Raw genomic sequence first — 26,455 nt, forward strand, 5'->3', positions numbered from 1 at the left:
GAAGCTCATGACCGAACTTCATTGACGCGTACGCTGTCCCCGCCGCCGCGGATCACGCCGCCCGCGCAATTTCTTGCGCGGCCCGATCCGGCTCTCTATGGTCCCGCGCATTCTGTCGAGACCGGAGTCCTCCACCCATGACAGTGTCGCGCGTCGCGGCCCTCGCGCTCCTCGCAGCCCTCGCGGGCGCACCGCAGGCGCTGGCACAGGGGTTCGGCATGCCCGACCCGTCCGAGCAGCAGGCGCCGGCGGTGCCGCCGCCGATGATGCCCAAGCAGTTCCCGCTCGGCGTGACGTTCGAGGCGGCGTCGCTCAACGGGCGCGCCTTCGACGGCGAGCGCCCGGCGCTGACGCTCGACGAGACCCTGCGCCTGCGCGGCTTCTCGGGCTGCAACAACTATTCCGCCACCGCCTACCCGCTGCGCGACCAGGGCTTCGCCGTCGGCCCCTTCGCGCTCACGCGGCGCGAGTGCGACAACGCCACAATGCAGAAGGAGCGCACGTTCCTCGAGGCGCTGCGCGCCGCGCAGAGCTGGGACACCGAGGGCCCGCGCCTGACGATCAAGGGGCCGCGCGGCGAGCTCGTGCTCGAGCGCGCGCTGTGAGCCGGTGAAGCGCGGCTCGTCCATCGGGATGTTCGGCCGCTTCGGCCGCTCGGAAGACATGCGGCGTCTCGACGAGGCGCTGCGCCGCTGCGACGTGCATCCGGCCATGGTGCGCGAGCCGATCAAGCTCGCCGCCGTCTCGCTGATGAAGGACGAGGCCGGCGGCGCCGAGCCCCCGCCCCTCGCCTATGCACCGGCGGCGGAGATCCTCGCCTATTGCATCGTCGGCCCCGACGCCTTCGTCCACGCCAACGGCGAGGCCGCGCTCGCCCGCGTCGAGTCGCGCATCGAGCGCGCGCTGGAGGACGAGGAGAGCATCGACGCGCGCCTCGTGCTGCTGACGATGACGGCGGGGGCGATCCAGCCGGCGGTGGTCGCGCGGTTCGGCCTGGAGGCCGGTTGAGCGGGGCTGCACGCCCCGTTCGCGGCGCGCGAATCCCTTGCGTCGCATTGCGCCGTTCGGCATGGTGCGTTTGAAGTGACAAACGGGCGTTCGGCCAAAGGAACGCCCCGGCGAGCGGGAAGAACTGATGGGCGTCGAGGGCAAGGAGCGCACGCGGGAGCTGGAGGCGGGAGCCCAGGTCCTGTCGGGCCAGCTCGGCAAGACGATCCAGCGTCTGCGCAAGGCCTACAACCTGTCACTGTCGGAGCTGGCGGAGCAGTCCGGCGTCGCGAAGTCGATCATCAGCCAGATCGAGCGCAACGAGACGAACCCGACGCTGGCGACGATCTGGCGCCTGTCGCAGGCGCTCGACGTCTCGATCGAGCGCGTGCTCGCGACGGTGGACGACGAGCCCTTCATCCAGAAGTCCTCGCGCCCGGACACGCCGATCCTCGTCTCCGACGACGGCAAGATGCGGCTCGCCATCATCGGCTGGATCAAGACGGTCGAGTGGCTGCAATGGTACGACATCGCCTCCGAACCCGGCGGCGTGCTCGATTCGGACGCGCACCAGCGCGGCTCGGTGGAGCACCTCTCGGTGCTGGAGGGCGAGTTCGAGGTCGAGGTCGCCGGCGTCGTCCAGCGCGCCCGGGCCGGCGAGACCCTGCGCTACCGCTGCGACCGCCCGCACACGGTGCGCTGCGTCGCAGGAGAGCCCGGCCGCGCCACGATGGTGTGCATCCTCAAGGCCGCCGTGATGGAGTGAGGAGGCGCGAGCGTCCGTACCTCCCGCACCTTTCGCACGATTCCGCTCAGGCCGCCCGGCGCGCGCCGCCTTCGCCGCGCTCGCTGCGCCGCTCCGGACCCCGGTAGCGCTCGTCCTCCTCCTTGCGGCGGTCGAGCGGCCCGCGCCGAAGCGCGACGAGAAAGGCGCGAACCTCCTCGCCGAGGCGCCGCCCCTGCGCCTCGACCTCGCCGGCCGCCGCGAGCACGGCGCTCGCCGTCTGGCGTGAGCCCTGCACGTTCTGCGACACGCCGTGGATGTTCTCGGTGACGTTCCGGGTGCCTTCGGACGCCTGCTCGGTATTGCGCGCGATCTCCGCGGTCGCCGCCGTCTGCGAGGCGATGGCGTTGGCGATCTGGGAGGACGCCGCGTCGATGTCCTCGATCAGCCGTGCGATCTCGGTGATCGCCGACACCGCGCCGGACGTCGCCGACTGAAGCTCCCCGACCTGCGAGGCGATCTCCTCGGTCGCCTTGGCGGTCTGCCCGGCGAGCGTCTTCACCTCGGCGGCCACGACCGCGAAGCCACGGCCCGCCTCGCCGGCGCGGGCGGCCTCGATCGTCGCGTTGAGCGCGAGGAGGTTCGTCTGGTCGGCGATGGCGTTGATCAGCTCGACCACCTTGCCGATCCGCTCCGCCGCGCCGGAGAGCCCGTTGACGATCGCCTGCGTCTCGGCGGCGCGGGCGACCGCCTGGCGGGCGCGGCCGGCGGAGCGCTCGGCCTCGTCGACGACCTCCTGGGCGGAAGCCGAGAGCTCCGTCGCCGCCGAGGCCACCGTCTCGACCGAGATCGACATCTCCTCGGAGGCGGCCGCGACGGCGCTCGCGCGCTCGTTCGTCGTCGCGGCGCCGGTCTCCATGCTGGCCGCCATCTCGCCCATCGTGCGCGAGGCGTCGCCGAGCGTGCGCACGATCGCCTCGATCGCCTCCTCGAACGAGGCGGTCGAGGCGTTGAACGCCGCGACGCGACCCTCGATCACCTCCGTCGCCTCGTTGATCGTCGTCGCCGCCCCGCCGAGCGCGCCTTCGAGCCCGTCGGGAAGAATCCGGCGGTAGTACTTGTTGTCCCTGACCGCGGCCATCGACGCCGCCGCCTCGCGCACGAAGGCGTCGATCCGGTCGGTGCTGTCGTTGACCTGGTGCATCAGCGCGCCCAGCCCACCGCCCTCGCGGATGCCGACGAGGCGTGCCTCGAAGTCGCCCCGCCCGATCCGGCGCACGACGTCCGTCGTGCGCGAGAGGGCGGCATGAACCCGGCCGAGCATGAAGCCGGACAGCCCCAGCCCGGCGAGCGTCAGCACGCCGAATCCCAGCGCCGTCGTCGAGCCGAGGACCGGCCCCGTGACCGCGAGGCCCGCACCGCCGATGCCCGCGAGCGCGAGCCCGATCGCGGCCTTAGAGAGAGAAGACGAAGCGGTCATAGTCCTGGCCCTTGCCGGCAATGAGGGATTGGAGATGGGCGCTCGACGCGGCGACCGCGTCCTTCCCGTTCCTATGCGACGCCTCGAGCCGCGCGAGCTCGCGGTAGAGGGGTTCGACCGCCGCGAGCGCGTCGCGGCGCGGCAACCGCCGGTTCGAGTGGAAGCCGGTGACCCCGCGCGCGCCGTCGAAGGACGGCGTGACGTGGGCGAAGACCCAATAATGGTCGCCGGCCTTGGTCATGTTCTTGACGTAGGCGAAGACCTCGCGGCCGGCGAGGATCGCGTCCCAGAGGATCTTGAAGACCGCCCGCGGCATGTCGGGATGACGAATCATCGCGTGGGGCTGGCCGATGACCTCCGCCTCGCCATAACCAGAGATGTCACAGAATGTGCGATTCGCATATGTAATGCGCCCCTTCAGATCCGTTTTCGAAACGATCAGATCTGCGGCGTCGAACAGGATTTCGCGTTGAGTGGGCTTGATCTGCGTTGCCATGTCTCGGCGGTCCACCGGGTTGCCAGCTTCCCGTCCGTTCTGGCGCGTTCACCCTCTAAACTTCGTTAAGCGCGGCCGTCGTCGGCGTTTTTACGGATGCACGCTCCGGTCGCTCGATTGCGCCTCACCGGGCATGGTCCCCGCGTCGGCAGGTCTCGCGATCCGCACCGGCTCGCAGCGAGTCCGGCGGTCCGGCGCATCGTCAGCCCTGCGCGACGAACGCCTCCACCTCCGCCCGCGTCGGCAGCGGGCCGACCGCCCCGTATCCGCGCGTCGAGAGCGCGGCGGCGGCATTGGCGAAGGCGCCGGCGCGCACCGGGTCGCCGTGGCGCAGGTAGTCGGCCAGGAACGCGCCGTCGAATGCGTCCCCCGCCCCGGTGGCGTCGATGGCGGCGACGCGGCGGGCGGGGACCACCGTCGTGCCGTCGCGCGTCGCGATCATCGCGCCGTCCTTGCCGAGCGTCAGGGCCACGATGGAGGCGCCCAGCCGCAGGTAGGCGTCGCAGATGTCCTCCGGGCGGTCGAGCCCGGTCAGGAGGCGCGCGTCGTCGTGGCCCGGCAACACGATGTCGGCCATGGCCGCGGCCGCCTGGACGATCGCGCGGGCGCGGTCGAGGGGCCACAGCCGCAGGCGCAGGTTCGTGTCGTAGGAGACGAGCGCACCCTCCGTCCGCGCTGCGCCGATCGCCGCGAAGATCATGTCGGTGCACGACGGCGAGATCGCCTGGCTGATTCCGGACGCGTGCACGATCCGCGCGCGGGCGATCTCCGCGACCGGGAGCTCCGCGGGCGTCGTCAGGCTCGCCGCCGAACCCTGGCGGTAGTAGCTGAAGTCGTGCCCGTCCGGGCCGTAGCTGATGAAGTAGACACCGGTCCGCTCGCCCCGCCGGCGGATCACGGCGGAGGTGTCGACGCCTTCGCGCGCCCACAGGTCGAGGAAGGCCTGCCCGAACGTGTCCTCCCCCACCGCAGTCGCCATCGCGGTGCGGGCGCCGAGCCGCGCGGCGGCGACGGCGACGTTGGAGCAGTCCCCGCCGAAGCCCGGCGCGTAGAGCCGCTCGCCGGCGCGCTCGGTCTGCGCGAGCTCCATCAGCGGCTCGCCGATGGAGAGGATGTCGATGGTCTTCTCGGCCATGGTCTCGCGTTCCGGTCAGCGTCCCGGCAGGGCGGCCGGCGCCTCGGGGGAGAGCGCCACGACCTTGCCGGGGTTGAGGATGTCGCGCGGGTCGAGCGCGGCCTTGATCGCGCGCATCGCCTCGAGTGCGACGGGGTCCTTGTAGAGCAGGAGCTCGTCGCGCTTGATCAGCCCCACGCCGTGCTCGGCGGCGATCGAGCCGTCGTAGGCGTGGACGATGTCGTGGACGATTCGGTTGAAGCGCTCCCACTCGCCGAGATAGGCGGCCTTCTCCATGCCGACCGGCTGGGACAGGTTGAAGTGGATGTTGCCGTCGCCGAAATGGCCGAAGGCGCACACGCGGATGCCTGCCATCGCCGCCTCGCAGGCGGCGGAGGCCTCGACGATGAAGTCGGCCACCCGCGAGACCGGCACCGAGACGTCGTGCTTGATCGAGCCGCCCTCGCGGCCCTGCACCTCGGAGAGCATCTCGCGCAGCTTCCAGAGCGCGGCGTTCTGCGCCTCGCTGGCGCCGATCGTCGCGTCCTCGACGAGCCCGTCCTCGATGGCGGCGCCGAGCACCGTCTCGATCACGCTCTCGAGCTGCGCGTCCGCCCGCGGCGAGGTCAGCTCGACGAGGGCGTAGGCCGCGTGGTCGCCGGCGAGCGGCCGGGTGACGCCGTCGGCGTGCTTCAGGACGAGCTCGAGCCCGAAGCGGGGAATGTACTCGAAGGCGGTGAGTTGGTCGCCCGCCTCCTCGCGCAGGCGCTCGAACACCTTCAGCGCCGCGTGCGGGCCGTCGCAGCCGAGGAAGGCCGTCACCTTCGCCTTGGGCTTCGGGTAGAGCTTGAGCACGGCGGCCGTGATGACGCCGAGCGTGCCCTCGGAGCCGATGAACAGGTGCTTGAGGTCGTAGCCCGTGTTGTCCTTGCGCAGGCCCTTCATGCCGTTCCAGATCCGCCCGTCGGCGAGCACGACCTCGAGGCCGAGCACGAGATCGCGGGCGTTGCCGTAGCGCAGCACGCCGGTGCCGCCGGCGTTGGTGGCGAGGTTGCCGCCGATCTGGCAGGTGCCCTCCGAGGCGAGCGAGAGCGGGAACAGCCGGTCCGCCTCGTCCGCCGCGTCCTGGATGGACTTCAGCGTCACGCCGGCCTCGACGGTGATCGTGGCGTTGAGCGGATCGAGGGCGCGGATGGCGTCGAGCCGCGCGAGCGACAGCACGACCCCGCCATGCGGCACGCCCCCGCCGACGAGCCCGGTATTGCCGCCCTGCGGCACCACCGGCACCCCCGCGGCCGCGCACCGCGCCAGCACGAAGGAGACCTCGTGCACGTCCTTCGGGCGCACGACGGCGAGCGCGCGGCCGCGGTAGAGCCCGCGGCTCTCGAGGAGATGCGGCTCGATGTCGGCGAGGGTCGAGACCACGTCGGCGGCGCCGAGCCGCTCGACGAGGCTGGCGACGAGGGCGGCTTCGGCGTCGGGTGCAGCGGCGTTCATCGGGCTCGGCGGGCGTTGGTGGCGTCGCGTCTCCTTAGCACGACCGGGGGCGACGGCGTCACCCCTCGCTTGCGGACGCGGGTGCCCGCGCGGCGACGATCCCGTCGCCGTCCGCAGCCCGGCGCTTGCCACCCCGCCGGACCGCTTCTAGCGTGCGGCGCTCCAGCCAGGAGGACGACACCGTGACCGAGCCGATGTTCCGCGACGACGCCTACCTCACCCGAACCAACGCCCGAGTCGTGGCGGTGACGGAGAAGGGCATCGTGCTCGATCGGACGATCTTCTACGCCCAGGGCGGCGGCCAGCCCGGCGACGTCGGCCTGCTGCGCCGGCAGGACGGCACGGCGATTCCCGTCGCCAACGCCGTCTGGGGCGAGGACCGCAGCGCCATCGCCCACGTTCCCGCGCCCGACGCGCCGGGATTCGGCGACGATCTGATCGGCGAGGACGTCGTCGCCGAGATCGACTGGGAGACCCGCCACAAGCGCATGCGTATCCACACCGCGCTGCACCTCCTCTCCGTCGTGCTCCCCTACCCCGTCACCGGCGGCGCCATCGGCGACGGCGACGGGCGGCTCGACTTCGACCTCCCGGAGGCCGGGCTCGACAAGGAGGAGATCGCCGACGAGCTCAACGCGCTGATCGCGCGGGACGCGCCGGTCTCCGAGCGCTGGATCTCCGACGCCGAGCTCGACGCCAACCCCGGCCTCGTCAAGACGATGTCGGTGCAGCCGCCGCGCGGCGCGGGCCGCGTGCGCCTCGTCGCCATCGGCGACATCGACCTCCAGCCCTGCGGCGGCACGCACGTGAAGCGCACGAGCGAGATCGGGCGCGTGCTCGTCACCGACATCCAGAAGAAGGGCAAGCAGAACCGCCGCGTGCGCATCGCCCTCGCCGACGATGCCGGCTAAGATCGCCCCGGATCACAGGAGCGCCCGATGACAGACACGCCCTTCGTCACGCCCGCCTGGCTCGCCGAGCGCCTCGGCGCCCCAGGCCTCGTCGTCGTGGACGCCTCCTGGTACCTGCCGACCATGAACCGCGATCCCGAGGCGGAGTATCGCGAGGCCCACGTCCCCGGCGCCGTGCGCTTCGACATCGACTCGGTGCGCGACGAGGGGTCCGACCTGCCGCACATGCTGCCCGCGCCGCAGGCCTTCGCCGCGGCGGTGGGCGCCATGGGCATCGGCGACGGCATGCACATCGTCGTCTACGACGGCGCCGGCCTGTTCGCGGCGCCGCGGGTGTGGTGGACCTTCAAGACCTTCGGCGCCGCCGACGTCTCGATCCTGGAAGGCGGCTTCCCGGCCTGGCGGGCGGCGGGGCTCCCGGTGGAGGACGGGCCGCCGCGGCCGCGAAGCAAGGCGACCTTCACGCCGCGGCTCGACCATTCCGCCGTGGCCGACCTCGCCGACGTGCGCCGGGCGCTCGACACCGGCTCGGCCCAGGTGGTCGACGCGCGTCCCGCCGACCGCTTCGCCGGCCGCGCGCCCGAGCCGCGGCCGGGCGTGCGAACGGGCCGGATGCCGGGCGCCTTCAACGTGCCCTTCGCCGAGATCGTCCGCGACGGCCGGCTGGCGGACGCCGACACGATCCGCGGCGCGCTCGAGCGGGCGGGCGTCGACCCCGCCAAGCCGGTGATCACGAGCTGCGGCTCGGGCGTCTCCGCCGCGATCCTCTCGCTCGCGCTGGCCGAGATCGGCCGCCCGGCCCGCGCGCTCTACGACGGCTCCTGGGCGGAATGGGGCAGTCGGGCGGATTGCCCGGTGGAGACCGACGACGGCTGACGCGAGACCGCGTCAGTCGCGCACGATCTCGTCGTCGGCGTAGCCCTGCAGGTAGAGCAGCGCGTGCAGGTCCGCGTGGTCGATCCGCGCGGCGGCGGCTTCCGCCACCGCGGGCTTGGCGTGGTAGGCGACGCCGAGCCCGGCCTCGCCGAGCATGGCGAGGTCGTTCGCCCCGTCGCCCACCGCCAGCGTCTGGTCCTCGGTCAGCCCGAGGCGCTCGCGCAGCTCGACCAGCGCCGCGTACTTGGCCGCACGCCCCACGATTGGCTCGGCCACGCGCCCGACCAGCCGTCCGTCCTCCACCAGCAGCGTGTTGGAGCGGTGCTCGTGGAAGCCGATCATCTCCGAGATCGGCCCGGTGAACAGGGTGAAGCCGCCCGAGACGAGGCAGGTGTGGGCGCCGTTCGCCCGCATGGTGCGCACCAGCGCCCGCCCGCCGGGCGTCAGCACGATGCGCTCGGCGATGATCTCGGGCACGATCGTCTCGGAGAGGCCGGCGAGCAGCGCCACGCGCTCGCGCAGCGCCGGCTCGAAGGGCAGCTCGCCGCGCATGGCGCGCTCGGTTATCGCCGAGACCTGGGCCTTCAGGCCGACGTAATCGGCGAGCTCGTCGATGCATTCCTGCCCGATCATGGTGGAATCCATGTCGGCCAGGAACAGCCGCTTGCGCCGCCCCGCCGCGGACTGGACCACCACGTCGATGCCCGCCGCGTCCGCGCCGATCGCGTCGGCGACGGCGTTGCGGTAGTCGGAGACGAGCACCGCCTCCCCCAGCGGGGCGACGTTCGGGTCCTCGAGCGCGCCCGGCGTGAAGGCGATGTCGACGGCGACGCCGTCGGACAGCGTGCGGATCACGGCGTCCGGCAGGACGGCGCTCGCGCGGTCGAGGTGCGACGCCTCGATGCGCGCGGCGGGGCCTGCGATCAGGGTTGCGACGTGGGTCATGGCGTGCGATCCGCGGGAATTCGAAAGGGAGGACGAGGTGCCGTGAGGGCCCTTCTCATCGCAGGCCCGACCGCGTCCGGCAAGTCGGCGCTGGCGCTCGACGTGGCGCGGCGCCGGGACGGCGTCGTGATCAACGCCGATTCCATGCAGGTCTACCGCGACCTGCGGGTGCTGACCGCGCGGCCGACGCCCGAGGAGGAGGCGGCCGTGCCGCACCGGCTCTACGGGCACGTCGACGGGGCGGTGAACTATTCCGTGGCGCGGTGGCTGGCGGACGCCACGGCGACGCTGGCGGAGGTCGCGGCATCGGGGCGGCTGCCGATCGTCTGCGGGGGCACCGGGCTCTATTTCAAGGCGCTGACGGAAGGGCTGTCCGACATCCCCCCGGTGCCCGACGCCGTTCGCGCCGAGGTGCGCGCCGCCTGCGAGGGACGGGACACGGCCGAGCTGCATCTGATGCTGCGCGAGCGCGACCCCACCAGCGCCGCGCGGCTGCGCCCCTCCGACCGCCTGCGCATCATGCGGGCGCTCGAGGTGCACGCGGCGACGGGGCGCTCGATCGGCGATTTCTGGGACGCGCGAGCGCCGGGCCCGCTGGCGGGGGCCGACGTCGAGAAGCTCTTCCTCGCACCCGACCGCACCGAGATCCGCGCGCGCATCGACGCGCGCTTCCTCGCGATGATGGAAGCGGGGGCCATGGACGAGGTCGCGGCGCTCGCCGCGCGGCGCCTCGACCCGATGCTGCCGGTGATGCGCGCCCACGGTGTGCCGGGGCTGATCGCGGCGCTGGAGGGGCGGATCTCGCTCGCCGAGGCGATCGAGCGCGGGCAGGCGGACACGCGGGCCTACGCCAAGCGGCAGATGACGTGGTTCCGGAACTCGATGCCGGGATGGCGGTGGGTGGAGGCGGGCGCGGCAGGTGACCCGTTCGGCACGTGACGCCACGCCGGCCGTCACCCCGGGTCGCGAAGCGGGCCGGGGCCCAGACCCACAGGTGTTCTGCTCGGCGTGCGCGAAACGCGCGCGTCCACGAACGCCGCCGGCAGCCGTCCCCGCCGCGGCGCTGGCGCGCCGCTCGACGAGCACCTGTGGTTCTGGGTCCCGGACTGCCTTCGGCATCCGGGATGACGGGGTTGTCACCCCGGGACGCGAAGTGGGCCCGGGCCCGGATCCGCCGACGAGCCTCTCAGCGTGCGCGAAACGCGCGCGTCCACGAACGCCGCCGGACGCCGTCCCCCGCCGCGGCGCTGGCGCGCCGCTCGACGAGCACCCGTGGTTCTGGGTCCCGGACCGTCTTCGGCATCCGGGATGACAGCCGCCCCACGCACTCCGGCCGTTTTCCCGGTTGACCCCGCCCGCGCCTTCCCGTAGCGTCTCGCGCACGATTTGAGCCGAGACCCGCATCCCATGCGCAAGATCATTCTCGTAATCGGAACGCCATCGACGGAGCGGGGCTGAGCCCCGCACGATCCGGCGATGGCGCACGAGGGCCCCCCGACGGGCCCTTTTTTATTGCCTCCACCACACCGAGCCGACACCACCGACACCGACGAACCGCAAAGACCGCGATCCAGACGACGACACGAAGGACGAGTGCGATGAGCGAGATGATGACCGGAGCCGAGATGGTCGTCCGCGCCCTGCAGGACCAGGGCGTCGAGCATATCTTCGGATATCCCGGCGGCGCCGTGCTGCCGATCTACGATGCGCTCTTCCATCAGGAGACGATCCAGCACGTGCTCGTGCGCCACGAGCAGGGCGCGGTGCACGCGGCCGAGGGCTACGCCCGCTCGTCCGGCAAGGTCGGCGTCGTGCTCGTCACCTCGGGCCCCGGCGCGACCAATGCCGTGACGGGCCTGACCGACGCGCTGATGGACTCGATCCCGCTCGTCTGCATCACCGGCCAGGTGCCCACCCACCTCATCGGCTCTGACGCGTTCCAGGAATGCGACACGGTCGGCATCACCCGGCACTGCACGAAGCACAACTACCTCGTGAAGGACATCGCCGACCTGCCGCGCATCCTGCACGAGGCCTTCTACGTCGCGGCGAACGGACGGCCCGGACCGGTCGTGATCGACCTGCCCAAGGACATCCAGTTCAAGACCGGCCTCTACGCCCGCCCGCGCGACAACCAGCACAAGACCTACCGCCCGAAGGTGAAGGGCGACATGGACAAGATCCGCCAGGCGATCGAGCTGATGGCGGCGGCGAAGAAGCCGGTGTTCTACACCGGCGGCGGCGTCGTCAACGCCGGCCCGCACGCCTCCGAGCTGCTGCGCGAGCTGGTGCGGCTCACGGGCTTTCCCATCACCTCGACCCTGATGGGGCTCGGCGCCTACCCGGCGTCCGACGACCAGTTCCTCGGCATGCTCGGCATGCACGGCACCTACGAGGCGAACCTCGCCATGCACGGGTGCGACCTGCTGATCAACATCGGGGCGCGCTTCGACGACCGCATCACCGGGCGCCTCGACGCGTTCTCGCCGCACTCGCGCAAGATCCACGTCGACATCGATCCCTCCTCGATCAACAAGAACGTCAAGGTCGATCTCGGCATCATCGGCGATTGCGGCCACGTGCTCGAGGACATGGTGCGCCTGTGGCGCTCGACGTCGCCGACCGTCGACAAGGGCGCGCTGAAGTCCTGGTGGGGCCAGATCGGCGAGTGGCGTGCGCGCAAGTGCCTCGCCTTCCGCAATTCCGACAGCGTGATCAAGCCGCAATACGCCATCCAGCGCCTCTACGAGGCGACGAAGGCGTCCGGCCGCGACACGTTCGTGACGACCGAGGTCGGCCAGCACCAGATGTGGGCGGCGCAGTATTTCGGCTTCGACGCGCCCAACCGCTGGATGACCTCGGGCGGGCTGGGCACGATGGGCTACGGCCTGCCCGCGGCGATCGGCACCCAGCTCGCCCACCGCGACGGGCTCGTGATCGACATCGCCGGCGAGGCCTCGATCCTGATGAACATCCAGGAGATGTCCACCGCGGTGCAGTACCGCCTGCCGGTGAAGATCTTCATCCTCAACAACGAGTACATGGGCATGGTGCGCCAGTGGCAGGAGCTGCTGCACGGCGGGCGCTACTCCCAGTCCTACTCCGAGTCCCTGCCCGACTTCGTCAAGCTCGCCGAGGCCTACGGCGCCGTGGGCATGCGCTGCGACGACCCCGGCAAGCTCGATGGGGCCATCGCCGAGATGCTCGCGATCGACCGCCCGGTGATCTTCGACTGCGTGGTCGACAAGGCCGAGAACTGCTTCCCGATGATCCCCTCGGGCAAGGCCCACAACGAGATGCTGCTCAACGACTACCTCGGCGAGACCGGCGCCGACATCGGCTCGGTCATCGACGAGAAGGGCAAGATGCTGGTGTGACGTGAACCCCTCTCCCGGAGGGGAGAGGGGCAGGGGTGAGGGTGAACGGCCTGCGGGCTCGCGCCGCGTGAGCGACAGCCTTCATCGGCGTTTCGCCCAAACCCGGCACCATATCCCCTCACCCCCCGCCCCTCTCCCATCCGGGAGAGGGGAGGCACGTCGAGAGACCCATGAAGCTCGTCATCGGCAACAAGCTCTACTCCTCCTGGTCCCTGCGGCCGTGGATCCTGATGCGCCACCTCGGGCTCGACTTCGAGGAGGCGCTCGTGCCCCTCGACCAGCCGGACACCAAGGCGAAGATCCTCGCGCACTCCCCGGCCGGCAAGGTCCCCGTCCTCGTCGACGGCGAGGTGACGGTGTGGGAATCGCTCGCGATCCTCGACTACCTCGCCGACCTCCACCCGGAGAGCGAGATCTGGCCGCGCGAGGACGTCGCGCGCGCCTACGCCCGCTCGATCGCGGCGGAGATGCACGCCGGCTTCCAGAAGCTGCGCGCCGCGCTGCCGATGAACCTCGGCCGACGCTACGCCCACAAGGACCGCGGCGAGGGTGTCGCCGCCGACGTGGCGCGGGTCGTCGCCCTCTGGCGCGAGGCGCGCGACCGCTTCGGCGCCGGCGGGCCGTTCCTGTTCGGGAAGCAGTTCGGCGCGGCGGATGCGATGTACGCCCCCGTGGTGACGCGGCTCGACACCTATTCCTGGCCGATCGACGCCGATACCCGCGCCTACATGGAGGCGGTGCTCACCCTCCCGGCCTTCGTCGAGTGGCGCGAGGCGGCGCTCGACGAGGCGTGGGTGCTCGCCCACGACGAGGTGGACGAGCCCGCGATCGCCGTCTATCGCAGGAACGGCGCCTGACAGGAACGCACGAGATGAACCAGACCCACTACCCCGCCGCCCCCGTCGTCGAGGCCGTCAACCGGCACACGCTCGCCGTCATCGTCGACAACGAGCCCGGCGTGCTCGCCCGCATCGCCGGTCTGTTCTCGGGCCGCGGCTACAATATCGAGAGCCTGACCGTATCGGAGACGCACCACGAGACGCACGTCTCGCGCATCACCATCGTCACCGCCGGCACGGCGGGCGTGATCGAGCAGATCAAGGCGCACCTCGAGCGGCTCGTGCCCGTGCACCGGGTCGACGACCTCACCGTGCGCGGCGAGGCGCTCGAGCGCGAATTGTGCCTCGTCAAGGTCGTCGGCGAGGGCGACCACCGGGTCGAGGCGCTGCGGCTCGCCTCCGCCTTCGGCGCGCGCACGCTGGACGCGACGCTGACCTCCTTCGTCTTCGAGCTGACCGGCGCCTCGGAGGACATCGAGCGCTTCGTCAAGCTGATGGCGGGGGTGGGCCTCGTCGAGGTCGCCCGCACCGGCGTGGCCGCGATGAGCCGCGGGGCGGAAGCGATGGAGAACTGACGCGGCCGCGCTTTCGCCGCAGCCGCGCGCCACGCATCTTCGACACGTCGTCCGCATGCGCTCGCACGAGGGGCTCCAGCCATGAACCGCAGATCGATCGGCACGACCGCGCTCGCCGCGGCGCTCGCGCTCGCGCTCGCCATCGGCTTCGTCGCGGCGCCGGACGGCATGCTCCGTGCGCAGGACCGCGCGCCGGCGCCACCGGTGGACGCCCGCGCCGTCCCCGAAAACCCCGCCCAGATCCAGCTCTCCTTCGCGCCGCTCGTCCGCGACGCCGCGCCCGCCGTGGTCAACGTCTACGGTGAGAGCCGCGAGCGGGCGCCGAGCGACCCGCGCGAGGAGTTCTTTCGGCGCTTCTTCGGCGACGACGTCTTCGGCGGCATGCCGCAGGAGCGCGTGCAGCGCTCGCTGGGGTCTGGGGTGATCGTGAGCGCGGACGGGCTCGTCGTCACCAACAACCACGTCGTCGAGGGCATGGACGCCGTGCGCGTCGCTCTCGTCGACCGGCGCGAGCTCGACGCCGAGATCGTGCTGCGCGACCCGCGCACGGACCTCGCCGTGCTGCGCATCGCAAGCGACGAACGCTTCCCCGTGATCCCGCTCGGGGACGACGCGACGCTCGAGGTCGGCGACCTCGTCCTCGCGATCGGCAACCCCTTCGGCGTCGGCCAGACCGTGACGCAGGGGATCGTCTCGGCGCTCGCACGCACGCAGGTCGGCATTACCGACTACCAGTTCTTCATCCAGACCGACGCCGCCATCAATCCCGGCAACTCGGGCGGCGCGCTGCTCGACATGTCGGGGCGGCTGGTCGGCATCAACACCGCGATCTTCTCGCGCTCGGGCGGCTCGCACGGCATCGGCTTCGCGATCCCCGCGAGCATGGTGCGCGCCGTCGTGGCCAGCGCCGAGGACGGGGCGGATCGGGTGCAGCGGCCCTGGCTGGGCGCGAGCCTCCAGGCGCTGACGCCCGACCTCGCCGAGAGCGTGGGCCTGCTGCGCCCCGCCGGTGCGCTGGTCACGGACGTCGACCCGCGCGGCCCCGCCGCCGAGGCGGGCCTCGCCCGCGGCGACGTGATCCTCGGGGTCGACGGCCGGGACATCGCCGACACGGAGGCCTTCGGCTACCGTTTCGCCCTCGCCGGGGTCGGGGGCGAGAGCGTGCTGCGCGTCCTGCGCCGGAGCGGCGAGACGGAGCTGCGGGTGCGCCTGATCCCGCCGCCGGAGGACCCGCCGCGCGATCCCGTGCGCATCGAGGCCCGCTCGCCGCTGGACGGCGCGGTGGTCGTCAACCTCTCGCCCGCCGTCGCCGACGCGATGCGTATCCTGCAGGTGGTCGGCGCGGTGGTGGTCGAGGAGGTGCCTCCCCGCTCGCTCGCCGCCCGCTACGGCTTCCGTCCCGGCGACGCGCTCCTCGAGATCAACCGGGTGCGCATCGAGTCGAGCCGCGACGTGGAGCGCGCGCTCGCCCGCGGCCGCGGCGCCTGGGAGCTGACGATCCATCGCGACGGGCGCACGATCACGACCGTCCTGCGCGGCTGACGCATCGCCCCCGGGCCGGTGGAGGGTCCGGCGCCCCACATTGCGAGATGCGAACGGCTCTCCCGCTTGAGCCCACCCGCCGCAGCGTCTAGCTAGGAGCGCCGCTCCCGTCGCGGCGCTCCTTCCCGTGGACGGTCCGGTGCCCCCGCTTCCCCTCTCGATCTTCCTCATCGTCAAGGACGAGGCCGACCGGATCGGCGCCACGCTCGACGCCGTCGCGGGCCTCGCGGCCGAGGTGGTCGTGGTCGATTCGGGCTCGACCGACGGCACCCGGGCGATCGCCGAGGCCAAGGGCGCACGCGTCGTCCACCACGACTTCGCCGGCTACGGGCCGCAGAAGCGCTTCGCCGAGGAGCAGTGCAGCCATCCCTGGCTCCTCAACCTCGACGCCGACGAGGTCGTGCCGGCGGAGATGGTCGCGCACATCCGCGCATTGTTCGCCGCCGGAGAGCCGGACAAGGACGCCTACACGACGCGCATCGCCGAGGTCTTTCCAGGCGAGGAGGACGTGCACCCCCTCGCCTATGCGCTCGCGCCCGTGCGGCTCTACCGGCGCGACAAGGGCCGCTACTCGGCCTCGATCGTGCACGACCGGGTCGATCTCGCGCCGGGCGCACGGGTCGGGGCGTTGCACGGCACGATCCGGCATCGCTCGGTGCGGTCGCTCGGCGACCAGATCGCCAAGCTCAACGCCTATTCCGACCGGCAGGCGGACGATCTCGAGGCGCGCGGCGCCACGATCCCGACCTGGCGCGTCTTCGTCGAGTTCCCGGCCGCCTTCCTCAAGGCCTATGTCGTGCGGCGCCACGCCGTGCGCGGGGTCTACGGCTTCCTCACGGCGATGAACTACGCCATCGCCCGCCACCTGCGCATCGCCAAGCACATCGAGCGCCGCCGCCTCGCCGGGCGCCGGGACGAGGCGCGTCCCGATGGCTGAGGGCGAGACGCCCGCGCAGGCCGCCACGCATCGTCTCGTGCTGCGCGGCGTGCGCGACGCGCTCGTCCTCCCCGCCTGGGTCGTCGGCTTCGCGCTCGTCGGCGTCGGCAGTCTCGCGCAGGACGTGGGGCACCCGCTGGGAGCCGCGATGCTCTCGACGCTGCTGATCTGGGCCGGGCCCGCGCAGGTCGTGTTCTACGGATCGCTGGCGGCGGGCGTCGCGCTGCCGCTCATCGCCGCGGCGATCTGCCTGTCCTCGATCCGATTCCTGCCGATGACGATCGCGCTGATGCCGCTCCTGCGCCGTCCCGGCCAGGGCCTGCTGGCCCAGATCGCCATCGCCCACTACATCGCGGTGACCGTGTGGGTCGAGAGCCTGCGCCGGCTGCCGCGCATGCCGGCCGAGGAGCGGCTGCCCTACTATCTCGGCTTCGCCAACGCCTGCCTGCTGACGACGACGGCGCTCACCGGCGTCGGCTGGTTCCTCTCGGGGACGCTGCCGGCGCCGCTCGCCTCCGGCCTCCTGTTCATCACGCCGGTCTATTTCACCCTCGCCCTCGCCGCCGGGGCGCGCACGGCGGTCGACGTCACCGCGATCGTGCTCGGATTCGCGCTCGCGCCGGCCTTCGGCTACCTCGTGGGGCGCGACTTCGATCTGCTGCTCACGGGCCTCGTCGGCGGCACCATCGCCTACCTCGTGGGGCGCGCGCGCCGGAGGCGCGGCGCATGAGCGGGCTCGAGGCGATCGTCGGTGCCGGGCTCGCCCCGTACCTCGCGCTGATCCTGTTCGGCTTCCTGCCGAGCGAGATCTGGCGCGTGCTCGGCGTCGTGCTCTCGCGGGGCCTCGACGAGCGCTCGGAGATCCTCGTTTTCGTGCGCGCGGTGGCGACGACGCTGCTCGCCGCCGTCGTGGCGAAGCTCCTCGTCTTCCCGAGCGGCGCGCTCGCGCTGGTGCCGCTCGCCGCACGCCTGGGCGCGGTCGCCTTCGGGCTCGGCGCGTTCTATCTCGCGCGGCGCTCCCTCGTCGCGGGCGTCCTCGCCGGCGAGGTCTTCCTCGTCGCGGCCGCGACGATCGCGCTCGACGCGCCCTGACGCGTCGCCGGCGCCCGGTTCCACGCCACGAAATTGCCCAGAGAACGGGCGGCCGAATACCGGATCTTTCGAGGATGTACACCGTTTAACCCAAGCGCCGAACTTTCGCCAAACGGCACAGGCGGAATGAGCGCCCCATCATCGGAGGTCGGCGTCCGACACAGGACCGTACCGTCGCCAGAGGAGAGTTCGATGGAACACAAGCGTGTTGAACAGCTCCGTAGCGTTGCCGATGTTGCGTACCAGCCTCCCAAGGAGGTCCTGACCCGCCGCGAGCGTCTCGAGCGCTGGGTCGAGCTGCTGGAGGCGGATCCCCGCCGCCGGCTCTACTCGCTGGGCGATATCGAGTTCCAGCCCCGCGAGACGCGCCACCTGATGCGCGCCGACGAGTCTCCCCTGACGGTCGCCTACAACGACCCGGTCCTGCGCGGCCAGGGGCTCGAGAGCGATCGCCTCGGCGACGGCGTCGCCTTCTTCGGCCTGTCCGAGGGCGATGCGCACCGCATCCTGTGCTCGTGCCTCAACGGCCGTACGATGGAGGCCTCCACCGCCGCCCGGCGCGTGCGCGCCTCGGTCGACCAGCGCGGCCAGCGGCTGCTGGCGCTGGGCATCACCACCGGCCTGGTGCTCGCGGTGCCGGCCATGGCGATGCTCGTCGGCTGAGCCGGCCATGCGCCCCGACGCTCCGGGACGCCGACGCGCCCGCGCCGGCGTCCCGTACCCGTGCGCGCGCATCACGGACCGAGGCCGCGCCTGAAGCGTTTCAACCTCCCCGCCCGCGCGGGTCCGAAACCTGCGTGCGCCCCCTTGCGCGGGCGCGCGGGCCGTGATCCCTTCCGCTCGCACCGACGCGGAAGATCATCTCGGGAGAGCGGCCGTTGGAAGCTTTGTTCATCGGGCAGGCCTACATCGACGTCACCTTCGTCACGGACCACCTGCCGACGGGCGACGAGAAGACCGTCGCGGAGGACTACGCCATCTCCTTCGGCGGAAACGCGGTCTCCGCCGCCTTCTGCTGCGCCAAGCTCGGCATCGCGCCCGACCTCCTGGCCACCGTCGCCGACGACTGGCTGGGGCGGATGTTCATCGACATGGCCGCGCGCTACGGCATCAGCGTCCATCACCGCAAGGTGCGCGAGAGCTCGCTGTCCTTCATCATGCCCAAGGGCGGCAAGCGCGCCATCGTGCGCTGCCGCGACGACGATTTCCTGCACCCGTTCCCGCCGCTGAACCTCGCCGGCTGCCGCGCGCTGCATCTGGACGGCCACCAGCCCGACGCCGCGCTGCACTATGCGCGCACCTGCCGCGAGGCGGGCATCCTCACCTCGCTCGACGGCGGGGGCCTGCGCAGCAACACGCACGAGCTCCTCGGCTTCATCGACGTCGCCGTCGTGGCCGAGCGTCTGTGCGAGCAGATGAGCCTCTCGCCGCACGAGATGCTGGAATACCTCAAGAGCCGCGGCGTGCGCGTCGGCGGCGTCACGATGGGCGAGCGCGGCATGGTCTGGTACGGTGAGACCGGCGAGACCCGCCACCTGCCCTCGCTCGCCATTCCCGGGGAGATGGTGGTCGACACCAACGGCGCAGGCGACATCTTCCACGGCGCCTACGTCTACGCCCACCTCGCGAACCCGGGCGGCTCGTGGGCCGACCATTTCGCCTTCGCGCGGGGCGCCTCCACCCACGCGATCCAGCGCCTCGGCAACGAGGCGAGCCTGCCGACGCGGTCGGACGTGGAAGCGGCGATGACGCGGTTCCCCGAGCGCGCCGCCTGAGGCGCGATCGGCCGCTCCTCTCCCGAGCCCCTCTCGACGGGGCAGCGGCGAGCGCGTTCGCCGCCTCAGCCGGCGGCGGCGAGATGGGATACGCCTTCGGCGCTCTCCTGCAGGGCGGCGAGGCGGCGCTCGTAGGGTGCCGCCGCGGCGAGGTGGCGGGCGTCGAGGTCGCGGGCGATCTCGGCCTTCACCGCCTCCGGGCCGTCCCACAGCGCGAGGCGCTCGCGAGCGGAGGCGTGCGCGAAGGCGAGGTCCGCCAGGATCGCGAGCGTCTCCTGGACGGCGGGGAGCAGGTCGTACGGGTAGGCGCGGGCGGCTTGGTTGTGCCTGCGGGCGGCGAACGAATGCGGCATGGCGGAGCGTCCTTCCCTTCTTCGGAATTGGCCCCCGTCGCGCATGTGCCTCGCCGTCTGGCGCGCCGATGGCGCATGCTCGGGACATTCGGCCGAGCGAATGTGGTGGATCGAAGGCAATGCCGCCTTGCCGGACCCGCTTTCGACCCTTCTTTCACAGCGATGAACGCCCCCTCCCCCGCCTCGTCCGTCCCCGCCGGTGCGGCGATCGTCGTCGGCGCCTCCGGCGGCATCGGCGCCGCGCTCGCGGACGTGCTCGCAGCGGACGGTCGCTTCGCGCCCGTGCTGCGTGCCTCCCGCGCCGGCGGCCCGCCCCTCGACGTCGCCGACGAGGCGACGGTCGCCGCCTTCGCCGAGGGCCTCGAGGCGCGGCTCGCGGGCGCGCCGCTGACGCTCGTGATCGATGCGACCGGCCTGCTCCACGATGCCGACATGCGACCGGAGCGCTCCTGGCGGGACATCACGCCCGAGACGATGGCGCGCAGCTTCGCCGTCAACGCGATCGGTCCGGCGCTCCTCCTCAAGCACCTCGCCCCGCGGCTCGCGGACGGGGGCAAGGCGACGTTCGCGACCCTGTCCGCCAAGGTGGGCTCGATCGGGGACAATCGCCTGGGCGGCTGGTACGCCTACCGGGCCTCGAAGGCGGCGCTCAACCAGATCGTCCGCACGGCTGCGGTCGAGCTCGCCCGGCGTCGGCCACGGGCCTTGTGCGTGGCGCTTCATCCGGGCACCGTCGACACGCGGCTGACCGCGCCGTTCGCCAAGGCCGGCCTCGCGGTCGCGACGCCGGACGTCGCCGCGGCGCGGCTGCTCGCGGTGCTGGACGGGCTGCCGGCAGACGCGACGGGCGGGTTCTACGACTATCGCGGCGAGCCGCTGCCCTGGTGACCGATCGCCGCACCGGCGCTTGCCGGACGCCGCACGGCGCCTAGCTCCCAAATGGTGCGATTCGCCATCCGGAGCCCTCCCATGCGCGCCCTCCTCGCCGCCCTGACGCTGCTCCTCGCCGCCGCCGTCCTCCCCGTCGCCGGAGCGCGGGCCGACGAGGCGGCGGCTCGCTCGGTCATCGAGGCGCAGCTGCGCGCCTTCCTCGCCGACGACGGCGCGCGGGCCTATTCCTACGCCGCGCCGGGCATCAAGCGCATCTTCCCGAGCCAGGACCGGTTCATGGCCATGGTGCGCCAGGGCTACCCGCCGGTCTACCGCCCGCGCGACTTCAGCTTCGACACCTATCGCGAGACGCCCGCCGGCCCGATCCAGGAGGTGACGATCATCGACCATACGGGCGTCGCCTGGCGGGCGATCTACGCGCTGGAGCAGCAGCCCGACGGCAGCTGGAAGATCTCCGGCTGCCAGCTCCTGCGCCTTCCCGGCGTGAGCGCCTGAGCGGCGATCAGACGCGCACGAGCGCGAGCGAGGCGGCGGACAGCGGCTCGGCGCCGCGCTCGCCGACGAGCGAGGTGCGGCCGAGCGTCATCGCCAGCCCCGCCGCCTCGTCGAACAGGATCATGTGGGCGAAGAACACGTTGCCGGGCCGGGCCTCGTAGGATTGGCCCGCGTAGAGCATCGGCCAGTCCATCCAGTTCGGCGCGAAGGTCGTGCCCAGCGAGTAGCCGCAGGCGTTGAGCCGGGCGTGCCCCCAGCCGGCGGCATCGAGGACGCGGGCGTGCGCGTCGAAGGCCTCGCCGATCGGCCGTCCGGGGCGCAGCGCCTCCTCGGTCGCGAGCAGCGCCTCGTGCGCCGCGGCGTGCATCGCGGTCAGACGCGGGTCGAGGCGGCCGACGACGAAGGTGCGCATCAGCGCCGCGTGGTAGTGCCGGTAGACGCCCGCATGCTCGAGCGTGAGCATGTCGTCGGCGGACAGCGTGCGCCGGCCGGTGTAGTAGCGGCACATCAGGGCGCCCGGCCCCGAGCCGATGATGAACTCGTTCGCCGGATCGTCGCCGCCGCCGCGTGCGATCGCCCCATGCATGTCGGCGAGGATGTCGCCTTCGAACACGCCCGCCGCCGCCCGCGCCTGCGCCGCCGCCAGCGCCGCGTCCGCGAGCTCCGCCGCCCGGCGTACGTAGGCGATCTCGGCCGCGCTCTTCACCGCGCGCAGCCGCGAGACGAGGTGGGAGGCGTCCTCGAGCGAGAAGGCGTCCCCGAGCGCCGCCTCGAGCCGCTTGCCCTTGGCGGCCGTCAGCCCGTAGGCCTCGTACTCGAGGCCCAGGCGCTTCCCCGAGAGGCCGAGCTCGCCGAGGATCTCCACGAGCTCCGCCTCCGGCATCGCCCCCTCGCGGTCGCGCCAGATCCGCACGTCCTCGACGGTCGAGGTGAACGCCGCCTGCAGCCGGTCCGCGGAGCGGGTGAGGAGAACGAGGCGGCCGTCCGCGGTCAGCACCATCGCCTGGAAGTGCACGTAGCCGAACGTGTCGTAGCCCGTGAGCCAGTACATGCTCTCCTGGCGGAACATCACGAGCGCCGACAGACCCTCGCGCTCCATGGCGGCGATCGTCGCGCCGACGCGCGCCTCGAGCTCGGCCTTCGTGAAGTGCAGGTTCTTCGGGTCGTTCTTCCTGTCGATTTTCGGGTCGTTCATCGGTGCGTCCTCCGGCAACCGCGCGACGAGGCGGTACTGCGTCGTACCACCGGATGGAACGGGACCGTACCCCCGCACCCCGGCGATCCGTCGTTCCGGGATGCGTCGCGCCATATCCGGACGGCGGAGCGGCATGCCCGAGGTCAGGAAGCACGAGCGAGAGTCCTATTCAACGAACTGCGTGTGGGTATAATATCGCGCTCGTGCAGACCGCCCGCGAGGTGCGGTGTGCCGCAGAAATGGGGGGTGCCATGTTTCGGGTCTTCATTGCCGCGCTCGCACTCGCGACGCTCGCAGGATCGCCGTCGGTCGGGCAGAACGTCGGCCGCAATCCGGCTTTCGGGACGATCAACCTCAACGCCAACTTTCCCAACGATCCCCGTTGGGTGAACGTCCGTGCGGGGGGCACGCGCAGCGCCTCCTCGGTGACGTCGTGCCAGGGATCCATGGCGGACGCACCGGACGTGCGCGTCAACTACGTCGCGGCCCCGGGATTCGCGCTCACCTTCTTCGTGCGATCCAACTCCGACACGATCCTCGTCATCAACGATCCGAGCGGTGCCTGGCATTGCGACGACGACAGTGGCGGCAATCTCGACCCGCTGCTGAAGTTCAACAGCCCCTTGTCGGGCCAGTACGACGTGTGGGTCGGGCACTACGAAGGCGGTCGGCTGATCCCCGCGCAGCTCGGCATCACGGAGCGCTGACGGGCCGTCAGGGCCGCGGCGTGATCCGCAGCGCGCTTTCCGGCTGCGGGATGTCGGCGTGCGGCGCGAGCGGGCCGTTCCAGGCCGAGACGTGCGCCATCAGCGCGTCGAAGCGCGCGAGCATCGCCGTCATCGTCTGGGCGGGCGTGCCGCCGAAGCTCTTCGGCGCCTTGGAGATCGCCGCGAGTTCCTGCGCGAGCGTGCGCCCGTTCGGCCCGGCGACCGCGCCCCAGCGCTCGGCGCTCGTCGCGAGCGTCTCCTCCAGCCGGGCGTAGGCGACGAGGAACCGGCGCCAGCGGTGGTCGTCGAAGTCGAAGGCGCCGCTCGCCAGCAGCGCCCCGGCCTGGGCTCCGAGCTTCGTGAGATCGTCGATCACCGGCTGCGGCATGTCGACGTCGAAGCCGCCTTCGTTTTCCTCGAGGTAGACGTCGGCGACGCGCTCGCGATAGCCCGGCAGCGCCGTCTGCAGCCGGTCCTGCCACTCCTGCATGGCGTCGAGCGCCACCGAGAGGAAGGCGATCGGCCCCTCCGGCTCGAGGTAGCTGCGCCAGGGATCGGGATCGGGCTCGGTCGGCAGCACGACCCGCGGCTTCGTGTGCAGCGTGCCGGCGGGCTCGAGCGAGATGCCGAAGGTGGGCCGGCGCGGCAGCAGCGCGTCGAAGAAGTGGATCGGGAAGTTGCTGGACAGCCCGCCGTCGCTGAACAGGACGCGGCGGATGGTGCCCCCACGGTCGGGCGCGTGCAGCGGCACGGCCGAGATCAGGATCGGGAAGGACAGGCTCATGCGCGTCGCGACCGCGACCGGCAGGTCGTCCGGTCCGGGAAGCCGCCAGAGCCCCTCCTGCGGACCCGGTTCGGACTTCGGGCCGCGGGTCATCCAGTCGACGATCCAGCCCGGCATCACGCGCCGGAACTCGTCCTCGCGGAAGTAGAGCGCGGAGAACGCCTCGTGCGGACCGGTCCGCGCCAGCTCGGGCAGGCGGTGGGGCCGGCGCATCGCGAGGTTGGTCGTCATCATCGCGAGGGTGATGCGGCCGGGCGCGTCCTCCGGCGCGTCGGCGGGGCCGTTCGCCGCGAGGTCCCCGAAGGTGAGCGGCGTGCGCAGCGCCTCCCGGTCCTCCGGCGCCGGACGCCCCGCCGCGGCCTCGATCGCCTCGGCGAGCCAGTCGGCGAGGCCCACGCCCTCGGTGTCGGGCTGGGTCGGACCCGGGCACAGGCCACAGAAGTTCTCGCGCAGGACCCGCGTCGCACCGGCGATCACGCTCCAGGCGGTGAGCCCGACGGTGACGAGCGCGAAGACGAGGAGCGCGAAGAGGACAGCGAACAGGCTGCCGCCGATCGCCGTCGAGAACAGCCCGAGCACCAAGGCGATCATCGCGCCCACGAGCACGAACTGGCCGTGATGGACGAGCAGCGCCCAGGCCGCGCGCCCGAGCCGGCGGTCGATCAGCCCGTGGCGCACGATCGCGTAGAGCGCGCGCGCCTCGGGCGCCGGCTGGAAGAGCTGCGGCAGGCGCTGCGTGATCTCTTTCGGCAGCCCCGCGACCACGTCGAACCCGCCGCCCGCCCGGTCGAGCTCGGCGGCAGCGGTGATCGCGGCGGCGATGGCCCCGACCGACGTGCCGCCGATCGAGCGGAAGCGGTAGCGCTTCGCCAGCTCGAGCACCGCCCCCGGGTAGACCACGCCCGAGGTGACGCCGCCCTTCATGATCACGTCGCATGCCCGCGCGGGCGCCTCGTCTGCCATCGCCTGTCCCCCCGCAGCCTGTCCGGGTGTGGATCAGGCCACAGGATCGGGGGTCGCGTAAAGCACGGCTCGGCGGCGCGGCGGCGTGCAATCGGGAGCGCGCGGCTCAGCGGCCCCGCCAGCGCGGCGGGCGCTTCGCGAGAAAGGCTTCCATCCCCTCGCGGAAATCGGCGCTCGTGTAGCAGGACACGACGAGATCGTCGCCCGCACCCGGCTCTGCGTCCGAGCCCGCGCGCGCCAGCGCGAGGCCGCGCTTCGTCGCGGCGAGGGTCAGCGGCGCGTGATCGGCGATCGTCGCGGCGAGCTCCGAGACCCGGGCCTCCAGCGCCGGCACGTCGGGCGCGACCTCGCCGAGGAAGCCCTTGGCCAGCGCCTCGGGCGCCGGCAGGAGGCGCGCGGTGAAGATCATCTCCTTCACCGTCGCGGCGCCGACGAGCGCGTCGAGCCGCGCGAGATTACGCACCGACAGGCAATTGCCGAGCGTGCGGGCGATGGGAAAGCCGATCCGTGCCCCGGCCTCGGCGATGCGCAGGTCGCAGCAGGCCGCAATCGCCGCGCCGCCGCCGGTGCAGGCGCCGGCGATCATCGCTATCGTGGGCTTGGCGAGGCTCTCGAGCCGGCCGAGCACCCGCTCGATGCGCGCCTCGTAGGCGAGCGCGTCGTCGGCGGTGCGCACGTCCCGGAACGCCGCGATGTCGGTGCCCGCCGCGAAGGCCTTGCCGCCGGCCCCGGACAGCACCACGACCCGCACCGCGTCGTCCGCTTCCAGGGCCCCGCACAGGTCGTGCAGCTCCTCGTACATGGCGAAGGTGAAGGCGTTGCGCGCCGCCGCACGGTCGAACACCACGTGCGCGACGCCGTCCTCGATCGTGTGGCGCACCCGGCCCTCGCCGGCTCCCTCGACTCGCGTCCCGCTCATCGCCCGTCCTTCCGCGATCCCGACGCTCCGGATGTAGCCCGCGCCCGCCCGCGCGTCATCCGCCACATCCGGCGAAGAAACAGGGAGCCGGTCGCGCGCGTTGACCTACGGCAAAGCTCGTGAGCGCGTGATGCCGCAGGCTGCGATCGGAGAACAGGGAAGGATCCGGAATGGCGACCAATCTCGACTGGACGTGGATGTTCACCTCGCCGCAGGGCCGCATCGAGCGCGGACGCTGGTGGATCGGCGTCATCGCCCTGCTCGTCGTCGCGGCGATCTCCACCGTCGTCTTCGGCACCGACGGGCTCGTGGCCTTCATCATCGCGATCGCCCTCCAGCTCGCGGGCCTGATGCTGCACATCAAGCGCTGCCACGACCGCGACAAGTCCGGCTGGTGGTGCCTGCTGCTGCTGATCCCGTTCGTCGGCTTTCTGTGGGCGCTGATCGATCTGGGCCTGCTCGAGGGCACGCCGGGCGACAACCGCTTCGGGCCGGACCCGCTGGCGCGCGCCGAGGTGTGACGGCTTGACCTCGGCCGGCCGGGTGGCTTAGCTGCCGGCCGTACGCTCATGGAGCTTTGATGCGAGAGCTTGTCGCCACGCGCTGACCGGGCCGCGATCGTCGCGGCCCCTCGGCACGCCCGCCCGAAGCCCCCGGACCCGCGCCGCGCGACGGCCGTCCGGGAGGGCGGGCGCTCGTCCACGCGACACGGGCTTCCGCACATCCATGAACGTCTCCAAGCACGAGCAGCGCGTGCTCCACGCACTCGCGCAGGGCGGATTCATCCGCCACGTCCGCGACGGCCGCCGCATCGTCGGCGCCGCTTGCTTCACGAGAGAGGGCCACCGCCTCGCCGGCTTCCCGCTCGAGCTCTTCGAGCGGCTGCGCAAGCGCGGCCTCGTCGCCTCGCGCGACGGCGCACCCTACCGCATCTCGCAGCGCGGCCTCGCCGCGGTGCGCGCCCAGCTCGACAATCGCTGA

29 protein-coding genes are annotated in these 26,455 nt (G+C 72.1%); 20 read left to right on the forward strand and 9 right to left on the reverse strand.

The window, feature by feature from the left end:
* Positions 1-137 precede the first annotated feature (137 nt).
* The 3 genes from G407_RS0103260 to G407_RS0103270 all read left to right on the forward strand — a co-directional run bounded on the left by G407_RS0103260 (position 138) and on the right by G407_RS0103270 (position 1,753).
* The gene (locus G407_RS0103260; protein WP_043538798.1) at positions 138-605 is read left to right on the forward strand and encodes an META domain-containing protein; all 468 of its coding nucleotides are present in this window, start codon (positions 138-140) and stop codon (positions 603-605) included.
* Between the two features lie 58 nt (positions 606-663).
* A complete protein-coding gene (locus tag G407_RS0103265) occupies positions 664-1,008 on the forward strand; it encodes a hypothetical protein (RefSeq protein WP_245259012.1) in 345 nt (114 codons plus the stop codon).
* A 127-nt stretch (positions 1,009-1,135) separates the two neighbouring features.
* A complete protein-coding gene (locus tag G407_RS0103270) occupies positions 1,136-1,753 on the forward strand; it encodes a helix-turn-helix domain-containing protein (RefSeq protein ID WP_029029661.1) in 618 nt (205 codons plus the stop codon).
* Positions 1,754-1,799: 46 nt separating this feature from the next.
* Here the strand turns inward: G407_RS0103270 and G407_RS25455 are convergent, their stop codons facing one another.
* The 4 genes from G407_RS25455 to G407_RS0103290 all read right to left on the reverse strand — a co-directional run bounded on the left by G407_RS25455 (position 1,800) and on the right by G407_RS0103290 (position 6,298).
* The gene (locus tag G407_RS25455) at positions 1,800-3,191 is read right to left on the reverse strand and encodes a methyl-accepting chemotaxis protein (RefSeq protein ID WP_084327253.1); all 1,392 of its coding nucleotides are present in this window, start codon (positions 3,189-3,191) and stop codon (positions 1,800-1,802) included.
* Entirely contained in the window at positions 3,166-3,687 is a 522-nt protein-coding gene (locus tag G407_RS0103280; RefSeq protein WP_029029662.1) for a PAS domain-containing protein, read from the reverse strand. Before G407_RS0103280 ends, G407_RS25455 begins: the two co-directional genes overlap by 26 nt.
* 202 nt (positions 3,688-3,889) lie before the next feature.
* Entirely contained in the window at positions 3,890-4,822 is a 933-nt protein-coding gene (locus tag G407_RS0103285) for a sugar kinase (RefSeq protein ID WP_029029663.1), read from the reverse strand.
* Positions 4,823-4,837: 15 nt separating this feature from the next.
* Complete coding sequence (locus tag G407_RS0103290; protein WP_029029664.1) at positions 4,838-6,298, reverse strand: FAD-binding oxidoreductase; 1,461 nt, start codon at positions 6,296-6,298, stop codon at positions 4,838-4,840.
* A gap of 182 nt (positions 6,299-6,480) precedes the next feature.
* Here G407_RS0103290 and G407_RS0103295 point away from each other — a divergent pair, with 182 nt between their 5' ends.
* Positions 6,481-7,209 carry an alanyl-tRNA editing protein gene (locus tag G407_RS0103295; protein ID WP_029029665.1) on the forward strand — a complete coding sequence of 243 codons (729 nt, stop codon included), beginning with the start codon at positions 6,481-6,483 and terminating at the stop codon, positions 7,207-7,209.
* Positions 7,210-7,236: 27 nt separating this feature from the next.
* Positions 7,237-8,085, forward strand: coding sequence for a 3-mercaptopyruvate sulfurtransferase (gene sseA, locus G407_RS0103300; RefSeq protein ID WP_029029666.1), 849 nt, complete (start codon positions 7,237-7,239; stop codon positions 8,083-8,085).
* Between the two features lie 12 nt (positions 8,086-8,097).
* Here sseA and serB read toward each other — a convergent pair whose 3' ends face one another.
* Complete coding sequence (gene serB / locus G407_RS0103305) at positions 8,098-9,030, reverse strand: phosphoserine phosphatase SerB (RefSeq protein ID WP_029029667.1); 933 nt, start codon at positions 9,028-9,030, stop codon at positions 8,098-8,100.
* A gap of 3 nt (positions 9,031-9,033) precedes the next feature.
* On the opposite strand from serB, the gene miaA reads away from it, so the two are divergent.
* The 10 genes from miaA (at position 9,034) to G407_RS0103355 (ending at position 19,167) form a co-directional block, all read left to right on the forward strand.
* Complete coding sequence (gene miaA / locus G407_RS0103310; RefSeq protein WP_043538799.1) at positions 9,034-9,969, forward strand: tRNA (adenosine(37)-N6)-dimethylallyltransferase MiaA; 936 nt, start codon at positions 9,034-9,036, stop codon at positions 9,967-9,969.
* A 659-nt stretch (positions 9,970-10,628) separates the two neighbouring features.
* Positions 10,629-12,407, forward strand: a complete 1,779-nt coding sequence (locus tag G407_RS0103315) for an acetolactate synthase 3 large subunit (RefSeq protein WP_029029669.1) — start codon at positions 10,629-10,631, stop codon at positions 12,405-12,407.
* 170 nt (positions 12,408-12,577) lie between these two features.
* A complete protein-coding gene (locus G407_RS0103320) occupies positions 12,578-13,264 on the forward strand; it encodes a glutathione S-transferase family protein (protein ID WP_029029670.1) in 687 nt (228 codons plus the stop codon).
* A 14-nt stretch (positions 13,265-13,278) separates the two neighbouring features.
* The gene (ilvN, locus tag G407_RS0103325; RefSeq protein ID WP_029029671.1) at positions 13,279-13,821 is read left to right on the forward strand and encodes an acetolactate synthase small subunit; all 543 of its coding nucleotides are present in this window, start codon (positions 13,279-13,281) and stop codon (positions 13,819-13,821) included.
* Between the two features lie 81 nt (positions 13,822-13,902).
* Complete coding sequence (locus G407_RS0103330; RefSeq protein ID WP_043538800.1) at positions 13,903-15,363, forward strand: Do family serine endopeptidase; 1,461 nt, start codon at positions 13,903-13,905, stop codon at positions 15,361-15,363.
* Between the two features lie 139 nt (positions 15,364-15,502).
* Entirely contained in the window at positions 15,503-16,300 is a 798-nt protein-coding gene (locus G407_RS0103335) for a glycosyltransferase family 2 protein (protein WP_029029673.1), read from the forward strand.
* Positions 16,293-17,030, forward strand: coding sequence for an AzlC family ABC transporter permease (locus G407_RS0103340; RefSeq protein WP_052340891.1), 738 nt, complete (start codon positions 16,293-16,295; stop codon positions 17,028-17,030). The genes G407_RS0103335 and G407_RS0103340 overlap by 8 nt, the downstream gene beginning before the upstream one ends.
* Entirely contained in the window at positions 17,027-17,392 is a 366-nt protein-coding gene (locus tag G407_RS0103345; protein WP_043538802.1) for an AzlD domain-containing protein, read from the forward strand. The genes G407_RS0103340 and G407_RS0103345 overlap by 4 nt, the downstream gene beginning before the upstream one ends.
* A gap of 192 nt (positions 17,393-17,584) precedes the next feature.
* Positions 17,585-18,055 (forward strand): hypothetical protein, encoded by a 471-nt coding sequence (locus G407_RS0103350; RefSeq protein ID WP_029029676.1) that lies wholly within the window; start codon positions 17,585-17,587, stop codon positions 18,053-18,055.
* A gap of 215 nt (positions 18,056-18,270) precedes the next feature.
* Positions 18,271-19,167, forward strand: coding sequence for a sugar kinase (locus G407_RS0103355; protein ID WP_029029677.1), 897 nt, complete (start codon positions 18,271-18,273; stop codon positions 19,165-19,167).
* 65 nt (positions 19,168-19,232) lie between these two features.
* Here G407_RS0103355 and G407_RS0103360 read toward each other — a convergent pair whose 3' ends face one another.
* On the reverse strand, positions 19,233-19,520 hold the full coding sequence (locus G407_RS0103360) for a hypothetical protein (protein WP_029029678.1): 288 nt from the start codon (positions 19,518-19,520) through the stop codon (positions 19,233-19,235).
* Between the two features lie 162 nt (positions 19,521-19,682).
* Here G407_RS0103360 and G407_RS0103365 point away from each other — a divergent pair, with 162 nt between their 5' ends.
* A complete protein-coding gene (locus G407_RS0103365) occupies positions 19,683-20,408 on the forward strand; it encodes an SDR family NAD(P)-dependent oxidoreductase (RefSeq protein ID WP_029029679.1) in 726 nt (241 codons plus the stop codon).
* A gap of 81 nt (positions 20,409-20,489) precedes the next feature.
* Positions 20,490-20,906: a DUF4864 domain-containing protein gene (locus G407_RS0103370; protein ID WP_029029680.1), complete on the forward strand. Its 417-nt coding sequence runs from the start codon at positions 20,490-20,492 to the stop codon at positions 20,904-20,906.
* A 7-nt stretch (positions 20,907-20,913) separates the two neighbouring features.
* On the opposite strand, the gene G407_RS0103375 is transcribed toward G407_RS0103370, so the two are convergent.
* Positions 20,914-22,101 carry a M24 family metallopeptidase gene (locus G407_RS0103375; RefSeq protein WP_052340892.1) on the reverse strand — a complete coding sequence of 396 codons (1,188 nt, stop codon included), beginning with the start codon at positions 22,099-22,101 and terminating at the stop codon, positions 20,914-20,916.
* Positions 22,102-22,352: 251 nt separating this feature from the next.
* Between G407_RS0103375 and G407_RS0103380 the strand changes: the two genes are divergently transcribed.
* Positions 22,353-22,808 (forward strand): hypothetical protein, encoded by a 456-nt coding sequence (locus tag G407_RS0103380; protein WP_029029682.1) that lies wholly within the window; start codon positions 22,353-22,355, stop codon positions 22,806-22,808.
* Between the two features lie 7 nt (positions 22,809-22,815).
* Here the strand turns inward: G407_RS0103380 and G407_RS32245 are convergent, their stop codons facing one another.
* Together G407_RS32245 and G407_RS0103390 are read right to left on the reverse strand one after the other, a co-directional pair.
* Positions 22,816-24,555, reverse strand: a complete 1,740-nt coding sequence (locus tag G407_RS32245; protein ID WP_052340893.1) for a patatin-like phospholipase family protein — start codon at positions 24,553-24,555, stop codon at positions 22,816-22,818.
* A 106-nt stretch (positions 24,556-24,661) separates the two neighbouring features.
* A complete protein-coding gene (locus G407_RS0103390) occupies positions 24,662-25,474 on the reverse strand; it encodes an enoyl-CoA hydratase (protein ID WP_052340894.1) in 813 nt (270 codons plus the stop codon).
* A gap of 170 nt (positions 25,475-25,644) precedes the next feature.
* Here G407_RS0103390 and G407_RS0103395 point away from each other — a divergent pair, with 170 nt between their 5' ends.
* Together G407_RS0103395 and G407_RS0103400 are read left to right on the forward strand one after the other, a co-directional pair.
* Positions 25,645-25,995 (forward strand): DUF805 domain-containing protein, encoded by a 351-nt coding sequence (locus G407_RS0103395; RefSeq protein ID WP_043538803.1) that lies wholly within the window; start codon positions 25,645-25,647, stop codon positions 25,993-25,995.
* A gap of 205 nt (positions 25,996-26,200) precedes the next feature.
* Positions 26,201-26,455: a YjhX family toxin gene (locus G407_RS0103400; protein ID WP_029029685.1), complete on the forward strand. Its 255-nt coding sequence runs from the start codon at positions 26,201-26,203 to the stop codon at positions 26,453-26,455.

Source organism: Salinarimonas rosea DSM 21201 (assembly GCF_000429045.1).
Taxonomy (GTDB): domain Bacteria; phylum Pseudomonadota; class Alphaproteobacteria; order Rhizobiales; family Beijerinckiaceae; genus Salinarimonas; species Salinarimonas rosea.

Coding starts and splice junctions, on each gene's coding strand:
- G407_RS0103320 (WP_029029670.1), top strand. CDS start 12,578: ATGAAGCTCGTCATCGGCAACAAGCTCTACTCCTCCTGGTCCCTGCGG.
- G407_RS0103270 (WP_029029661.1), top strand. CDS start 1,136: ATGGGCGTCGAGGGCAAGGAGCGCACGCGGGAGCTGGAGGCGGGAGCC.
- G407_RS0103260 (WP_043538798.1), top strand. CDS start 138: ATGACAGTGTCGCGCGTCGCGGCCCTCGCGCTCCTCGCAGCCCTCGCG.
- G407_RS0103400 (WP_029029685.1), top strand. CDS start 26,201: ATGAACGTCTCCAAGCACGAGCAGCGCGTGCTCCACGCACTCGCGCAG.
- G407_RS0103340 (WP_052340891.1), top strand. CDS start 16,293: ATGGCTGAGGGCGAGACGCCCGCGCAGGCCGCCACGCATCGTCTCGTG.
- G407_RS0103345 (WP_043538802.1), top strand. CDS start 17,027: ATGAGCGGGCTCGAGGCGATCGTCGGTGCCGGGCTCGCCCCGTACCTC.
- G407_RS0103360 (WP_029029678.1), bottom strand. CDS start 19,520: ATGCCGCATTCGTTCGCCGCCCGCAGGCACAACCAAGCCGCCCGCGCC.
- G407_RS0103280 (WP_029029662.1), bottom strand. CDS start 3,687: ATGGCAACGCAGATCAAGCCCACTCAACGCGAAATCCTGTTCGACGCC.
- G407_RS0103375 (WP_052340892.1), bottom strand. CDS start 22,101: ATGAACGACCCGAAAATCGACAGGAAGAACGACCCGAAGAACCTGCAC.
- G407_RS0103370 (WP_029029680.1), top strand. CDS start 20,490: ATGCGCGCCCTCCTCGCCGCCCTGACGCTGCTCCTCGCCGCCGCCGTC.
- sseA (WP_029029666.1), top strand. CDS start 7,237: ATGACAGACACGCCCTTCGTCACGCCCGCCTGGCTCGCCGAGCGCCTC.
- G407_RS32245 (WP_052340893.1), bottom strand. CDS start 24,555: ATGGCAGACGAGGCGCCCGCGCGGGCATGCGACGTGATCATGAAGGGC.
- G407_RS0103265 (WP_245259012.1), top strand. CDS start 664: ATGCGGCGTCTCGACGAGGCGCTGCGCCGCTGCGACGTGCATCCGGCC.
- G407_RS0103380 (WP_029029682.1), top strand. CDS start 22,353: ATGTTTCGGGTCTTCATTGCCGCGCTCGCACTCGCGACGCTCGCAGGA.
- serB (WP_029029667.1), bottom strand. CDS start 9,030: ATGACCCACGTCGCAACCCTGATCGCAGGCCCCGCCGCGCGCATCGAG.
- G407_RS0103285 (WP_029029663.1), bottom strand. CDS start 4,822: ATGGCCGAGAAGACCATCGACATCCTCTCCATCGGCGAGCCGCTGATG.
- G407_RS0103315 (WP_029029669.1), top strand. CDS start 10,629: ATGAGCGAGATGATGACCGGAGCCGAGATGGTCGTCCGCGCCCTGCAG.
- G407_RS0103365 (WP_029029679.1), top strand. CDS start 19,683: ATGAACGCCCCCTCCCCCGCCTCGTCCGTCCCCGCCGGTGCGGCGATC.
- G407_RS0103395 (WP_043538803.1), top strand. CDS start 25,645: ATGGCGACCAATCTCGACTGGACGTGGATGTTCACCTCGCCGCAGGGC.
- G407_RS0103290 (WP_029029664.1), bottom strand. CDS start 6,298: ATGAACGCCGCTGCACCCGACGCCGAAGCCGCCCTCGTCGCCAGCCTC.
- G407_RS0103350 (WP_029029676.1), top strand. CDS start 17,585: ATGGAACACAAGCGTGTTGAACAGCTCCGTAGCGTTGCCGATGTTGCG.
- ilvN (WP_029029671.1), top strand. CDS start 13,279: ATGAACCAGACCCACTACCCCGCCGCCCCCGTCGTCGAGGCCGTCAAC.
- G407_RS25455 (WP_084327253.1), bottom strand. CDS start 3,191: ATGACCGCTTCGTCTTCTCTCTCTAAGGCCGCGATCGGGCTCGCGCTC.
- G407_RS0103390 (WP_052340894.1), bottom strand. CDS start 25,474: ATGAGCGGGACGCGAGTCGAGGGAGCCGGCGAGGGCCGGGTGCGCCAC.
- G407_RS0103330 (WP_043538800.1), top strand. CDS start 13,903: ATGAACCGCAGATCGATCGGCACGACCGCGCTCGCCGCGGCGCTCGCG.